Below are 13,301 nucleotides of genomic sequence, written 5' to 3'. Positions count from 1 at the left end.
CCGTCGGTTGTTCCTTGCTGTTGCAAATTTATAAAGAAAATAATATGTTTGTTTAACCATCTATACAAAAGTCCGATTTATAGGGGGCTAGACCATGAGGAACGAACGGTTCCAAAAATGAAAACTAAACGGTTTGGAAAGCTGCCATTCGCATCCGTTTTCAATGGGGTGACGAATTTACCTTGAAAAGCCAGTTGCGTGGCGCAATGGAAAAACTGAGCTTTGAAATGGTGAATGAGGAAACCCACGGTGTTCCGGGTTGCGCGGCTATTTTGCATAATGCCCTTATGAGACAGCTTTGGTAAAGCGTTGGCTTTGTGCGGCTGTTTTATAAGATGGGATTATGTAACATAGTTTTGATAGATATTGGAAAGGATTGTTTCTACTCACTTTTATGGTATTCGTTAAATTTCTAAGGTATTGCTGAAGGTGTAGAAATAGTTAAATAGAAAATTCCATAAGGTTGCAACTCCAATCGCTCCAATTTTGGATAGGTAAAAATTGTATTTCATCTTTCTATGAATAATCCATAATGCTGAATTGTTGATCAATAGTCCAATTATAGCGATAAGTATAAAAATAAAATATTCTGTAGTAATATTTTGGTTTGTACTATTAAATGTCCAAATACGATTAAGTACATAGTTTGAGGATGCTGCAATCAGGAATCCGATCGAATTTGAAACATATTTATTTAGTTTCAATTTTTCTTTACACAAATACGTAAGTCCAAAATCAATGAAGACTCCGCTACCGCCTACTGCACAGAATTTTATAAATTTCAATATAAAAACATTCATTTATTTTGAAATGAAATTATTACAGAGCAAATGGCGAAAAATACTTAAAATTTGTCGATCAGGGTATTTAATTTATTGTTTACTTCTACTTGAAGTTTATTCAGTTTTTTCATGGCAGAAGTATTTGTTTTCTTCCCAATCAATTCAAGTCGCCTGATTATTAAATCGTAATTATTTATAAGGGTGACTGCGATTTCCTTACCTTCGTTTACAAACTCTTTGGTTGCTTTTATTGGAGTTGTTTTGTCGTATTTAGTGGGATGTTTTAAACCATTCATTAAAATATATTTAATACGTTTCCCTTCTGCCTGATAGTATAAATTAATGAAAGTTTCTACACCAAACCGGATTTCGCGGATATCTTCAAGTATCGGAATGATATCCTTTTTTAATAACGCTCTTTCTCCGGTCAGTGAAGAAAATGGATTTATCCGGTAATTTATCAACGTTTCCGATGGCTGCCCCAAAACCATGTTGGCTTCTTTGTTTTTAATTGGAGCTAATAATTGAGTGAAGTGCTCCTGTTTGATATTTGATACGTCGGCATCGAAAAACAAAATGATTTCATTCCTGGCTTTCTCCACTCCATGAACCATTGCCCAGCTTTTTCCTTTGTTTTCAGTAAGTTTCTCGTAACGAAATTCACAAGTCTTTTTTAATCTATTTAATATGGTTTCCGTGTTATCTTTTGAACCATCATCAACGACAATTACTTCTGCTGTTGGGTTCATTATACAGCAAGCACTTACTACGTCTGAAATTGTTTTCTCTTCGTTATAGGTGCAAATTACAATACTTACTTCTTTCATGCTTTGCTTAAAAATTAAGTAATACAGATTTTATTATTTCTTATACGAGTAATTTTGATTGCTATGAGCAAATGATCATATTGTCCTCAAAATCAGCCAAGCCTTTTTGGGCTGCTTTTTTGCCGTTTTCAATCATTTCTTCAATTCTATGAAATTCAAAAGTTCCGCATGAATCCCTTGATACGTTGAACAAAATATCGGGATTGTATTTCTCAATATTGGTCATGGCAAGGCTATAAGTAAGCAAACTTGTAGTTTTTGACATGATAGTAAATAATCCCTCTTTATTTGGTTTGTTGTCTTGTTCTCCAGAATTATCAGTGTTGTTTTGTGCTACTTCTCTGTGGTTTTCTGGAGGTTCGGGGTGTTTGGCATTAACGAACGATGCAACCAACATATCGCCATTGGTTCGTTTTACGCGGTTTAATGGAATAGGATTAACAACACCACCATCAACCAACACTGAGTTACCTATGTATACAGGCATAAAAACACCGGGAATTGCGATTGATGCTCGAACGGCTTGTTGTAGGCTTCCGGTACTTAAAACAACTTCTTGCATATTTGTTAAATCGGCAGCAACAGCAGTATATGGGATAGATAAATCTTCAATATTTACATCAGGCAAAAATTCCTTTAGTTTGGTAAAGAGCTTTTCACCTTTTACAAAACCGTTTTTACTTATCGTTATGTCGGCAAGTTTGATGAGATCTTTTTTTCCTAAATTTAGAATCCATTCTTTGAATTCGGGCAATTGACCCGATGCATAAATTGCACCAACAAAAGCCCCCATTGAGTTTCCTGCAACAGATTTTATTTCAAAGTTATTTTTCTCCAATTCTTCAATAATTCCGATATGTGCAATTCCTCGGGCAGCACCTCCGGAAAGGACAAGTGCAATTGGTTGTTTCATTTGTATATAATTTGTGTTTAAATGCTGAATGGAACTTGCATAATAATGATCCTTCTGTGTGAAGAAAGATTCAACATGCTCGTTTCATATGACTATTTTTTTCTTTTTATTTTTCTTAGAATGGCCTTAAAATCATCCTTGTAAAGAATAGTCACAGTTATAATAAAGGCTGCTGCAAACACAATTATTCCTATTTGATCGCTCATATTATTTGTTTTTATTAAACAGTTGCTAATATTCTGTCGTTGATAAAAGAATTAGTTGGCATCCGCTAATACAAAATCAGATGGATTTTTTCCTTTAACATCCTTATACATTTCATTTATTTGTACTTCAACTTTTTCATAGTCACTTAGGTCGTCTATTATTCCTTTAATCCCTAATTGTTTTCTACCATAATCAAGAAAAGCAACAACAATAGGTACATCTGCTTTTTTTGCCATATAGTAAAAACCTTTATTCCAGGAGTTAACTTTATATATTCTACCTTCAGGTGAAATGACTACATTTAGTTCGTCAGTGTTTTTCAATATATCAGCTACCTGTAGAATTGCGTTCTTTCCTTTCACTCCCCGAACAGCCATTGAACCAAATTTTTTCATTACAATATTCATTGGGAAAAAGAACAATTCCTTTTTTGACAGAAATAGATATTTAATTCCTAATTCGTTAAATCCGAGTTTTCCATAAAAGGCATCGATATGAGCAGTGTGTGGAGCAAAAATTACAATTGATTTTTTCACATTGGGAAATTCTCCTACAAACTTCCAACCAAGCATTGTTAATATTTTACCTGATAATGTTTTCATTTTTATATCGAATGTGTTATAATTGTGTTTGCATATATCATTATTACCTTCAAACAAAAGGATTATGAATATCTTTTATCTAAACAAAATTCATTCGGGTATTTGGCATTTACCTTTTCGTACATTTTACTAATCTGATGAAATACGCTATTGATATCATTTGTGTCAGTAATAATACCCTTCAAACCAATTTCTTTCTTTTTATAATCGATATAAGCAACAACAATAGGCACATTTGCCCTCTGAGCCATATAGAAGAATCCTTTTTTCCAATGGTCGGTTTTGGCTAACTGACCTTCAGGAGATAAAATAATATGCAGATTATCTTCCTTATCAAATATCTTTACTATTTCATCAATGTATTCTTTATTGCGAGATACAGGAATAGAACCATAAGCTTTGAAGAAGTATCCTAGTGGAAATTTGAAAAACTCTTTTTTTGATAAAAATTTATAGTTTAAACCACTGTTCATTAGGTATAACTTTCCAATAAATCCATCCCAATAACTGGTATGTGGTGCAAAAATTGTTACCGATTTTTTCACATTAGGAAAACTGCCAGTTGATTCCCATTTCAATATATCTTCTAATATTATTCCCGGTACTTTTTTCATTTAAACAATTATTAAGATTAATCAAATGGAGAGCCCGGTTCTTTGGACATTTCATTTAATATTATCCTGTCGGCAATACCAGGCATGTTTTTATGCATCCAAACAACCAGCTTACCCTGTGGGGTTAACACCAGATCGCGTTCTCTTTTAATGATGGCTTTTGCAATAATTTTTGCGACACGTTCACTAGACATCATTTTGTTTTCATTTCTGGGTGTTTCTTGTTGGGAATTTCCATCTTTATCTAATGCTACATTTCGAATGTTTGAAGAAGTAAAACCAGGATGGACGACTAAAACATTTAACCCTTTTTTAATATTTTCAAGACGTAAAGTGTTGAGGAATCCATCCATAGCATGTTTTGAAGCAGCATATCCTGTTCTTCCCGGAAGTGGTGTTAATCCTGTAATTGATGATACTCCCACAATTGTACCTTTTTGTTGTAAAATATGAGGTAAAGCAAACTTTGTACAATAGACAGTTCCATAAAAGTTTGTATCCATTAATTCTTTAATAATAGTTAAGTCTAAGGCTTCAAAAGTTGCTCTCATCGAAATGCCTGCATTGTTAATAAGGATATCCAATTTCCCAAATTGGATAATTGTTTGTTCAATGAGAGAGCGGCAGTCATTAATATCTTTTACATCGGTAACAATCGTGAAGGCTTTTCCTCTTAATGCAATAATCTGTTCTTCAATTTCATATAGAATATCCTTTCGTCGGGCAGCAAGCACAACAGTTGCGCCCTGATAGGCGAATTCATAAGCACATGCTTTGCCAATACCTGAAGATGCGCCAGTTATGATTACAACTTTTCCTTGAAAATTAGCTGGGTGATTGAGTAATCTTTCCTTTCTTCTAATTTTCGGGAATGATAGATTGTACTTTTGGAGTCTTTCCTTCTTTATGCCAATATTTTTAAGATACATCTTCATAATGTTCTTTCCTACACCTTTTTAATGTAACATCTTGAACGCTTATGCTGTCGGGTTTCAAAATTGTTCCATAAATTTTGCATTTCAGTATTTTGTTCCTGTTGTTTATTTGACTCAATGTGTTTGAAACCTTTATCGATTAGTGTTGGGATTATTTCACTAAGTATTAGGCTATTTATCCCTTTGTCTTGAAAGTTGGTATCAATACCCATTAAAGCTATTTCGGCGGTATCGTTAAAATGCAAGGATGATAAGATTCTTGCTAAACCTATTGGAGATAGTTTACCTTCTGATTTTTGCAGAGCAGTAGAGAAAGATGGCAACACAATAGCGAAGGCAATTATTTTTCCTGTTTTATCTTTTATTATCGAGGTATATTCAGGAAAAATGAAAATGAAAGGTAAGAAATGTATTTTTAAATCTTTTATCTGTTGCTTCGAGAATTGATCATAATTTAAAATCTCAAAAATTTCATCTGCGTATTGAATTAGATTTCTTTTTTCTTCCGATTTTAGACATGTTAATCCATAACTTCTCTTAATTAATTCAGCCTCTCTGAAAATATTTTCTGGTACTTTATCTGGTACTTTTATTCTGTATTCAATCCAATCAATATCTTTTTCATATCCTGTCTTTTCAAAAAAATATGGATAATACTTATAATTATAACTACCGAGGAAGGTTGATCTTTCATCAAATCCATCTATCAATAAGCCGCTTCTATCGAATGAACTAAATCCTAATGGGCCATGAACAAATTCCATTTCTTCCTTTTTTGCCCATTTTTCTACTTCATCTAATAATAAGTCTAAAATTCCAGGATCGTTTTCAAAGTCGAGCCAACCAAAACGTGCAAATTTCAAATTCTGTCTTTGATTGTATGCTTTGTCAATAATCCCTGCTATACGTCCAACTACCTCACCTTTCTTCAATGCTATCCAATATTTTATTTTGCAATGCTCAATAGCCTGCTTCTTATCAGGTGATAAAGTTCTTTTTTCGTATTGTATCAAGGGTGGTACATAATAAGCTGAACCAAGGTAAAGCGTTTGAGGAAATCCTATGAATTTTTTAAAGTCAGTAGAGTTTACTACTTCTTTGATTACAATATTTGTTTGCATTTTCTTTAATCTTTTTGGGTTTAATTCCCCACCGCTCTGCGGCGAATATTAAAAAGCAGGCCGTTCCAAAGGAATAATTTCCGTAATGGCCCGTTGGCTTCACGGGGATAGGAAATTTTAGGTCTGCGTTATTATTTGTTTTTGCTTTAATTTGAATATAGCTATCGATTATCTCTTTTATACTGTCCCTTTTTAATCAGCTTATAAAAGGGAGATTTCTGAAATATCGAATGTGTTTTCTACCTCTTTTTTATTAAGAAGATTATTTTTTTTCAAAACATTAGACATTGCATTTCTTCCTATTTCGATAAGTTCTGATGCTTTATAAAATTCAAATGTACCACAAGCATCCGAAGAAACTTCCACAAGCATGTCAGGTGGTGATAATTCCAACGTTAATTTTGCAATTTGAGCAATCATTGTGCGGGATGTTTTTACAATGAGGTTAATGTATCCCATATTAACTTCGTTGTTAGCCGAATTTTGCATTGAAAACCTGAAGTGCAACAATTTTTCAATAAAGTTTTGATCAATATTTTCGGTTACAACTCCAGGAATGCTTGCCGTTACATTGATGGCGACTAAAAGATCATTTTCGTGTCGGACTACACGATTTGTAGGAACAGGGTTTAAAATTCCTCCATCAACCATAAAACTTCCACTTCGTTTAACTGGGGTAAGTACCATTGGTATGGCTATTGAAGCACGAATGGCTTCAAAAAGACTACCTTGTGTTATAATAATTTCTTTATTCTGTTTTAGATCAGCAGCAATAGCAGAATAGTTAATAGGCAGGTCTTCGATTTGTTGGTCAGGAATAAACTTCTGTATTTCTAATAAGGCCCTACTGGCTTTTAAAATTCCACTTTTGCTTAATGTAAAATCCATTAGGCTGAAGACATCCTTTTTATTTAATTTGTTTAACCATGCTTCAAATTCATCCAGTTTTCCGGCAGCATAAACACCTCCAATTAATGCCCCCATTGAAGTTCCAGAAATTGAGCTAATGGTATATCCATTATCGAGTAATTCACGTATTGCCCCAATATGTGCAATTCCACGTGCACCACCACTGCCCAATACCAATGCGACTTTTTGTTTCATTGTTATAATATTTGTGTTTTCAGTAAATCGTTGTTGTTAAATTTTTTCTATAAGCTTTGATAATTCTTTGTCATAATAATCCATTGCTTTTCGATATTCGACGCTCCGATAAGCATCGCTTGCTTCTTTGTTTTCTGCTTTTACATTGCTGGGTAATATATTGTCTCTAAAGTTGAGGTAATGGTCACGTATAGCGCATGGCATCAATAAGTTCTTATTAAAATTTTGTCTTCGCCACTTTTGACCATTAATCATAAATTCAGATACTGTAGCATCTGCCAGCGTTTTATTTTCCTTATATAAATCGTAAATATTATCGGTATAATACGGTATAAATACACAAGGCATAATATTTCCATTCCAATCGACATACAGATATCCATTATTGTTACCATAGGCAATGCATCCATTAGAGAGAATTGCATTGTTCCAGAAATCTGCAAGTGGAATTTTATCTTCTTTTACGAGTTTGTTCCAGAATCTAAATAATTCGATCCGTTTTTGTGGAGAAACAACCAAGTCGAATGCACCATTTCCTTTGCCGATTGGCATAAATTGGAATTGCCACATAAAGCTGGCACCTAGTGTATTAAAGTAATAATCGTAAAATTTTTCGTCCAGAAGTAATTCGACATTCTTCGAAGTTGCAGTAACCGAAATAAAGAAAGGTACACCAACACTTTTAAGGTTTTCAATGGCAGCAAGAATTTTACGATAAACACCTTTCCCTCTACGTTCATCGGTTTCCTTTTCGTAACCCTCTACTGAAATTGCAGGTATTACATTGCCAATTGTTGCCAACTTTTGGGTTATCTCTTTATTAATTAATGTTCCATTGGTGTATACCATGAAAAACATGTCGTTGTGTTTTTCGAAAAGATCGAGAAGTGTTTTTCCTTCACTTTTATACATAAATGGTTCACCGCCACTTATAACGACAAATCTCCTGCCAAATTGATCATGCACATCGTTAACAATTCTGTTAACTATGCTAAAAGGTAGAGTTGGGGTTGTATTATTATTACTTGCGGCATAACAGCCTGTGCATTGCAAATTACATCGTTGTGTTGGTGAAAGTACTATAAAGGAAGGTGGTGTACTTTCATATTTTTGTTTGTATACATCATGTTCAGGTCGTGGAACTTTAAAGTTTCCATTTGCTAAAAAGTTATCGCCAATTAAAACTTTTCTGATCTTTTTTAATACTTCAGGGGAAATAACAGAACGATCCAGATTAAAACTGGTTCTATTCATAATTGCAGAAAAGAAATAATATCGTGCAATCTGATTTGCTTTATCTTCTTTTCCTGAATAATTTCTGATCATTCTGTCATATACGAATTTGTCAAGCCTGTTTAAGGTCATATGCCTGATAAATTTTTGATCGATGAGTAAATCGGCAAGTTTACTGATAACAATTTCATTAGCTTTCATAATATTATTTATTATCGTTTTTGTAGAAATGATTAGAAGCTGGGCTTTAAATATTGGGGTAATACAATAGTGGTTTCGGCAAACTGACAAAAGAAAAACATGCCTCCAAAGTAGATGATAATGGGCAATGCAGTAAAACCTACGGCAGCTAAAAAACGTATCGGAAATTGAAATCGTACAGGAATTGTAGATAATCCTCTTTCTACAAATGATTCATTACTCCTTTTAGACGAATAGATAAATAATACATATATAGTTGAATATGTGGCAACCAAAAACGATGCATAAAGTGGGAATTGATATTGGTGACCAACAAATGCAGTAAGTGCAGGAACAATATGTGGATATGCATAAACTTCGGTTGTTCGTATAATAATTGATTCTACGATAAAGTCGAACAAGAAGGCAAGAATAAACGATGCATTAACAGCTCCTAATGTACCAATTTTAGGTTTTAAATCTTCAATAACATTATATTGAATTAACCCAAGCAATAAGCCAAAATACATATACATTGAAGGTCCCCAGAGCAGACCTTCAGCATAACGTACAGGCCCTGAATGCCCTGGAAAATGTTCTCCCCATGTACCTAAATTAATTGAGTGGACGTTCCATGCCATCACATAATCGGTATAATTAATTGAAGTGTCAAAAACATAACCTATTAAAGTTGCGATTAACATCCATCCTTCAATTGGAGCTTTGCCTGTCTTCATGATTGGTTTAACCAGATAAATCCATAGCGTAACTATAGCAACAAGCAGGCTTATTGTCTCAAATATTCTAATTTTTAAAATATTTTGGGCAGACATTGATTCGAAGGGTATACTTACAGGCTTAAACTGATTTGAGTCAAAAATCCAACTCCCATAAACAAAACAAGCAAAAAGAGTTATTATAATTCCAAAACCAGCCCAATACCAAACTGATTTTGGGCGACTTTTAATATTGCCAGCACTTGCTATTTCTGTCGAAAATAATTGTCTGAATGCCATAATCACATAGAATTTATTAAACATTTTAACCTTGAAAGGTCACTGAATTAATTATGACAAAATTACATTACACTTACTAGGTGAAAAAGATCAATATTGCTATATAAATGTTCTAAAAGTCGAATAATTCTTGCATGTTCAAATTATTTATCTGTATTTTATTACCTTAACGGAAATTTCAACAATGGAAGACAAGACTCTTTTTAGCATATCAATTGAGCAACTACTACAGAATTATAATGGTGGTGTTGGTATTAAGAATGATATTTATGTGACCTCTCAGTTAAAACTATACTGTGATATTTTCAATTTCCCTGTTCGTGTCAATGCTTTTGGTTTTTTCGTATGTACCAAAGGCAGTATGAACGTAACCATTAATTTAACAGGCTGGGAAATGACCAAAAGCACTTATTTAATCAGCTTACCTGAAAATATTCTGAAGATTAATGACCGAAGTTCAGATTTTGAAGGTTTTGCAATTCTTTTTTCAATGGATTATTTAAAATTTATAAACATTAACTTAAAAGAAGTCTTGCCATTTTATGTATACTTGAGAAATAATCCAATGTTTAGATTCACAACTCAAAACTTAATAAGAATTGCAAAATTCTACGATTTAATATTTGATGTATTAAGTGATGAAAAAAGTAATCAAAAAGAGGATATAATTAAGGGACTTTCAGCCTCGATGATATATAAAATATCGGAAGATTTAGATGAATTTGGATTAAGCAAGATTTTCGTCAAGAGTAAAAGTAAAGATGATTATTTTATACGTTTTATGGAATTACTTCAGCAGAATTTCAGAACACAACATGAAGTTAGTTTTTATTCTGATCGCTTATCGCTTACACCAAAATACCTTTCTTCGATGATGAAAGAAATAAGTGGAATGTCAGCATCGCAATGGATTAACGAATATATTATTATGGAAGCAAAAACGATGTTGAAAACGTCTGACATGAATGTTAAGCAAATTGCATACTACCTCTCTTTTCCAAACCCATCGTTTTTTAGTAAATATTTTAAACAATATGTAGGATGTTCGCCTAGTGAATTTAAAGAAAATTGAAAGTAATTGGTATGGAGCTTTTGTTGTTTTTTTTCAATTTGCATTAAGAGTTTAAAGTCATCGGTGGAAATATTGATGTATACAATTACTTTTTACTTTGTTATTTTATTAAAATATTTTTGTACTTGGCTCTCTTTTGTCAATTCCAGTTTTCGGAGTAAATTTTCATTTAACTCTTCTCCTGTTTTTTCTTTGAATTGATCACGGAATGATGATAAATCCAATTGATCGACAGGTGTTGAATATACTAATTCACTAACGTAGAAAATGCTGTTTTGTGTCGGCTCAATTCATTAATCATTTTAATGGAAGCTTGTCGGTTAGTGGATCCTACCCGAATAAAGATTCCATCTTCAACATTTCTTGATTTCAAATGATATGGAGGTGTACTTCCTTTGAATATTTGGACACGAATAATGTGTTTCCCTTCGTATTGTAAAAACGATATTTCAGGTAGAATTCTAGGAGTACACAGATCGTGAATCGCCTGTATGAACATAACCGGCGAAAAGGAAAGTATACCGATCGTGGTATTCCATGGGAATTAAAATACACAGAACAATTTAGCACCAAAGCAGAGGCTCAGTCAAGGGAACTCTTCCTTAAAAGACAAAAATCACGTTCCTTCTTTGAAGCTATAATCAATAAGTAAACCAACTGGAATTTGTTGCCTATGGCTGGTAGAGCATCCCGCTTTGCGGGAGGGGTCCTGGGTTCGAACCCCAGCTGAGTCACCAATGGAGGAGAGATGATCGTAAGCGATGGTTTCTCCTTTTTTTTCTACTAACAGTGTATACTGTCTATATTTTATATAGTACCCGAATTGATCATTTCTACGTTGGCTACACCAATGATCTGAAACGTCGCCTGTATGAACATAACCGGCGAAAAGGAAAGTATACCGATCGTGGTATTCCATGGGAATTAAAATACACAGAACAATTTAGCACCAAAGCAGAGGCTCTGTCAAGGGAACTCTTCCTTAAAAGACAAAAATCACATTCCTTCTTTGAAGCTATAATCAATAAGTAAACCAACTGGAATTTGTTGCCTATGGCTGCTAGAGCATCCCGCTTTGCGGGAGGGGTCCTGGGTTCGAACCCCAGCTGAGTCACCAATGGAGGAGAGATGATCGTAAGCGATGGTTTCTCCTTTTTTTTCTACTAACAGTGTATACTGTCTATATTTTATATAGTGCCCGAATTGATCATTACTACGTTGGCTACACCAATGATCTGAAACGTCGCCTGTATGAACATAACCGGCGAAAAGGAAAGTATACCGATCGTGGTATTCCATGGGAATTAAAATACACAGAACAATTTAGCACCAAAGCAGAGGCTCTGTCAAGGGAACTCTTCCTTAAAAGACAAAAATCACGTTCCTTCATTGAAGCTATAATCAATAAGTAAACCAACTGGATTTTGTTGCCTATGGCTGGTAGAGTATCCCGCTTTGCGGGAGTGGTCCTGGGTTCGAACCCCAGCTGAGTCACCAATGGAGGAGAGATGATCGTAAGCGATGGTTTCTCCTTTTTTTCTACTAACAGTGTATACTGACTATATTCAACTACAAATACAGCCAGTATAATCCTGCAGAATTCGAAGTACTTTATTAATCGACAGTACCAAAGCGATGAACCGTTGTTTGCCGGTAAGTTTCACCCGGAGCAAGCACAACCGATGGAAATTGTGGCTGATTGGGTGAATCGGGGTAATGCTGTGTTTCGAGGCACAAAGCAGAACGCTGCAAATATGCTTTGCCCGACTTTCCTATTTCGGTTCCATTCATATAATTTCCGGTATATAGTTGCACCCCGGGCTCGTCGGTCAACACTTCCATTTTAATACCACTAACAGGCGAATAAACAGTTGCTGCCAACCTTAGATCCCCGGCCTTACCATCGATCACATAAGTGTGGTCGTAGCCCTTGCCCAGCTTCAGATCGACAAAATCATGTTCAATACGCGCTCCCACTTCCATCGGATTTCTGAAATCCATGGGAGTTCCTTCAACAGGAGCCAGATGCCCCAGAGGAATGGCATCTTCATTGGTTGGCAAATAACTTTCGGCATTGATTTGCAGTACATGATCCAATATAGTGGTAGTGCCTTCGCCACTCAAATTAAAATAGCTGTGATTGGTTAAGTTACAGATGGTCGTTTTATCGCTTTCAGCATAATAATCAACCAGAAACTCGTTGTCATCGGTCAACTTGTAAATCATTCTAACACTCAGATTTCCCGGAAAACCTTCCTCTCCATCTTTCGACAGATAAGTCAATTCGAGTGTTGCATCATCGCTTTGTTTTGCTTCCCAAACCACAGCATGAAAGCCACCAGGACCGCCATGCAGACTGTTGCTACCGTTGTTCTGTTCGAGCTGATAACTTACTCCGTCGAGCTCAAACCGACCATTGGCAATGCGATTTCCATAACGACCAATTACTGCTCCAAAATAAACTTCTCCCGATTTCAGGTAATCGTCGAGCTTGCGGTATCCGCATACCACATCCACAGGCTGGCCTTTACTATCTGGCACCAACAGGCTTACCACCTTGGCTCCGTAATTGGTAACCTGCATTTCGAGCCCCTTTTTATTGCGAAGGGTCCATAATCCTGTTTTTCTTCCATTCACTTCCTGCTCAAACTCAGCTGCTGCTACTAAACTCATCATTATTTCTTTTTAAATTAGG

General features: G+C 34.8%; 16 protein-coding genes. 4 read left to right on the top strand and 12 right to left on the bottom strand.

The window, feature by feature from the left end:
- Positions 1-404 precede the first annotated feature (404 nt).
- The 10 genes from FHS86_RS17045 to FHS86_RS17000 all read right to left on the bottom strand — a co-directional run bounded on the left by FHS86_RS17045 (position 405) and on the right by FHS86_RS17000 (position 9,534).
- Entirely contained in the window at positions 405-800 is a 396-nt protein-coding gene (locus tag FHS86_RS17045) for a GtrA family protein (RefSeq protein ID WP_429416558.1), read from the bottom strand.
- A gap of 44 nt (positions 801-844) precedes the next feature.
- Entirely contained in the window at positions 845-1,609 is a 765-nt protein-coding gene (locus FHS86_RS17040; RefSeq protein WP_429416555.1) for a glycosyltransferase family 2 protein, read from the bottom strand.
- A 61-nt stretch (positions 1,610-1,670) separates the two neighbouring features.
- Positions 1,671-2,522 (bottom strand): patatin-like phospholipase family protein, encoded by an 852-nt coding sequence (locus FHS86_RS17035; protein ID WP_429416553.1) that lies wholly within the window; start codon positions 2,520-2,522, stop codon positions 1,671-1,673.
- Positions 2,523-2,779: 257 nt separating this feature from the next.
- A complete protein-coding gene (locus tag FHS86_RS17030; protein ID WP_429416550.1) occupies positions 2,780-3,331 on the bottom strand; it encodes a 1-acyl-sn-glycerol-3-phosphate acyltransferase in 552 nt (183 codons plus the stop codon).
- A gap of 62 nt (positions 3,332-3,393) precedes the next feature.
- Complete coding sequence (locus tag FHS86_RS17025; RefSeq protein WP_429416547.1) at positions 3,394-3,945, bottom strand: 1-acyl-sn-glycerol-3-phosphate acyltransferase; 552 nt, start codon at positions 3,943-3,945, stop codon at positions 3,394-3,396.
- Positions 3,946-3,962: 17 nt separating this feature from the next.
- On the bottom strand, positions 3,963-4,874 hold the full coding sequence (locus FHS86_RS17020; protein WP_429416544.1) for an SDR family oxidoreductase: 912 nt from the start codon (positions 4,872-4,874) through the stop codon (positions 3,963-3,965).
- A 17-nt stretch (positions 4,875-4,891) separates the two neighbouring features.
- Positions 4,892-6,001, bottom strand: a complete 1,110-nt coding sequence (locus FHS86_RS17015) for a hypothetical protein (protein ID WP_429416541.1) — start codon at positions 5,999-6,001, stop codon at positions 4,892-4,894.
- A gap of 201 nt (positions 6,002-6,202) precedes the next feature.
- On the bottom strand, positions 6,203-7,105 hold the full coding sequence (locus FHS86_RS17010; RefSeq protein WP_429416538.1) for a patatin-like phospholipase family protein: 903 nt from the start codon (positions 7,103-7,105) through the stop codon (positions 6,203-6,205).
- 36 nt (positions 7,106-7,141) lie between these two features.
- The gene (locus FHS86_RS17005; RefSeq protein WP_429416535.1) at positions 7,142-8,539 is read right to left on the bottom strand and encodes a radical SAM/SPASM domain-containing protein; all 1,398 of its coding nucleotides are present in this window, start codon (positions 8,537-8,539) and stop codon (positions 7,142-7,144) included.
- Positions 8,540-8,571: 32 nt separating this feature from the next.
- Complete coding sequence (locus tag FHS86_RS17000) at positions 8,572-9,534, bottom strand: spirocyclase AveC family protein (protein WP_429416532.1); 963 nt, start codon at positions 9,532-9,534, stop codon at positions 8,572-8,574.
- Positions 9,535-9,718: 184 nt separating this feature from the next.
- Here FHS86_RS17000 and FHS86_RS16995 point away from each other — a divergent pair, with 184 nt between their 5' ends.
- Positions 9,719-10,606 carry an AraC family transcriptional regulator gene (locus FHS86_RS16995; RefSeq protein WP_429416529.1) on the top strand — a complete coding sequence of 296 codons (888 nt, stop codon included), beginning with the start codon at positions 9,719-9,721 and terminating at the stop codon, positions 10,604-10,606.
- A 247-nt stretch (positions 10,607-10,853) separates the two neighbouring features.
- Here FHS86_RS16995 and FHS86_RS16990 read toward each other — a convergent pair whose 3' ends face one another.
- Complete coding sequence (locus tag FHS86_RS16990) at positions 10,854-11,105, bottom strand: AlbA family DNA-binding domain-containing protein (protein WP_429416526.1); 252 nt, start codon at positions 11,103-11,105, stop codon at positions 10,854-10,856.
- Between FHS86_RS16990 and FHS86_RS16985 the strand changes: the two genes are divergently transcribed.
- From FHS86_RS16985 to FHS86_RS16975, 3 genes are all read left to right on the top strand, one after another.
- Positions 11,085-11,258: a GIY-YIG nuclease family protein gene (locus tag FHS86_RS16985; RefSeq protein WP_429416523.1), complete on the top strand. Its 174-nt coding sequence runs from the start codon at positions 11,085-11,087 to the stop codon at positions 11,256-11,258. The genes FHS86_RS16990 and FHS86_RS16985 overlap by 21 nt on opposite strands.
- Positions 11,259-11,395: 137 nt before the next feature.
- Positions 11,396-11,638 (top strand): GIY-YIG nuclease family protein, encoded by a 243-nt coding sequence (locus FHS86_RS16980; RefSeq protein ID WP_429416520.1) that lies wholly within the window; start codon positions 11,396-11,398, stop codon positions 11,636-11,638.
- 137 nt (positions 11,639-11,775) lie between these two features.
- Positions 11,776-12,018 carry a GIY-YIG nuclease family protein gene (locus FHS86_RS16975; protein WP_429416517.1) on the top strand — a complete coding sequence of 81 codons (243 nt, stop codon included), beginning with the start codon at positions 11,776-11,778 and terminating at the stop codon, positions 12,016-12,018.
- A 202-nt stretch (positions 12,019-12,220) separates the two neighbouring features.
- Here the strand turns inward: FHS86_RS16975 and FHS86_RS16970 are convergent, their stop codons facing one another.
- Complete coding sequence (locus tag FHS86_RS16970) at positions 12,221-13,279, bottom strand: aldose epimerase family protein (protein WP_429416514.1); 1,059 nt, start codon at positions 13,277-13,279, stop codon at positions 12,221-12,223.
- Between the last annotated feature and the right edge of the window lie 22 nt (positions 13,280-13,301).

Origin of the sequence: Roseimarinus sediminis (assembly GCF_050433125.1) — a bacterium.
Lineage (GTDB): Bacteria > Bacteroidota > Bacteroidia > Bacteroidales > Prolixibacteraceae > Roseimarinus > Roseimarinus sediminis.
Note: the sequence above shows the minus strand (reverse complement) of the source record. Positions and strands in the feature narration are given on the sequence as shown.

Excerpts from the sequence above, each read along its gene's own strand:
- FHS86_RS16970 (WP_429416514.1), bottom strand. The coding sequence starts at position 13,279 with ATGAGTTTAGTAGCAGCAGCTGAGTTTGAGCAGGAAGTGAATGGAAGA.
- FHS86_RS16995 (WP_429416529.1), top strand. The coding sequence starts at position 9,719 with ATGGAAGACAAGACTCTTTTTAGCATATCAATTGAGCAACTACTACAG.
- FHS86_RS17040 (WP_429416555.1), bottom strand. The coding sequence starts at position 1,609 with ATGAAAGAAGTAAGTATTGTAATTTGCACCTATAACGAAGAGAAAACA.
- FHS86_RS17045 (WP_429416558.1), bottom strand. The coding sequence starts at position 800 with ATGAATGTTTTTATATTGAAATTTATAAAATTCTGTGCAGTAGGCGGT.
- FHS86_RS17015 (WP_429416541.1), bottom strand. The coding sequence starts at position 6,001 with ATGCAAACAAATATTGTAATCAAAGAAGTAGTAAACTCTACTGACTTT.
- FHS86_RS17030 (WP_429416550.1), bottom strand. The coding sequence starts at position 3,331 with ATGAAAACATTATCAGGTAAAATATTAACAATGCTTGGTTGGAAGTTT.
- FHS86_RS17000 (WP_429416532.1), bottom strand. The coding sequence starts at position 9,534 with ATGGCATTCAGACAATTATTTTCGACAGAAATAGCAAGTGCTGGCAAT.
- FHS86_RS17035 (WP_429416553.1), bottom strand. The coding sequence starts at position 2,522 with ATGAAACAACCAATTGCACTTGTCCTTTCCGGAGGTGCTGCCCGAGGA.
- FHS86_RS17010 (WP_429416538.1), bottom strand. The coding sequence starts at position 7,105 with ATGAAACAAAAAGTCGCATTGGTATTGGGCAGTGGTGGTGCACGTGGA.
- FHS86_RS17020 (WP_429416544.1), bottom strand. The coding sequence starts at position 4,874 with ATGTATCTTAAAAATATTGGCATAAAGAAGGAAAGACTCCAAAAGTAC.
- FHS86_RS16990 (WP_429416526.1), bottom strand. The coding sequence starts at position 11,105 with ATGTTCATACAGGCGATTCACGATCTGTGTACTCCTAGAATTCTACCT.
- FHS86_RS17025 (WP_429416547.1), bottom strand. The coding sequence starts at position 3,945 with ATGAAAAAAGTACCGGGAATAATATTAGAAGATATATTGAAATGGGAA.
- FHS86_RS17005 (WP_429416535.1), bottom strand. The coding sequence starts at position 8,539 with ATGAAAGCTAATGAAATTGTTATCAGTAAACTTGCCGATTTACTCATC.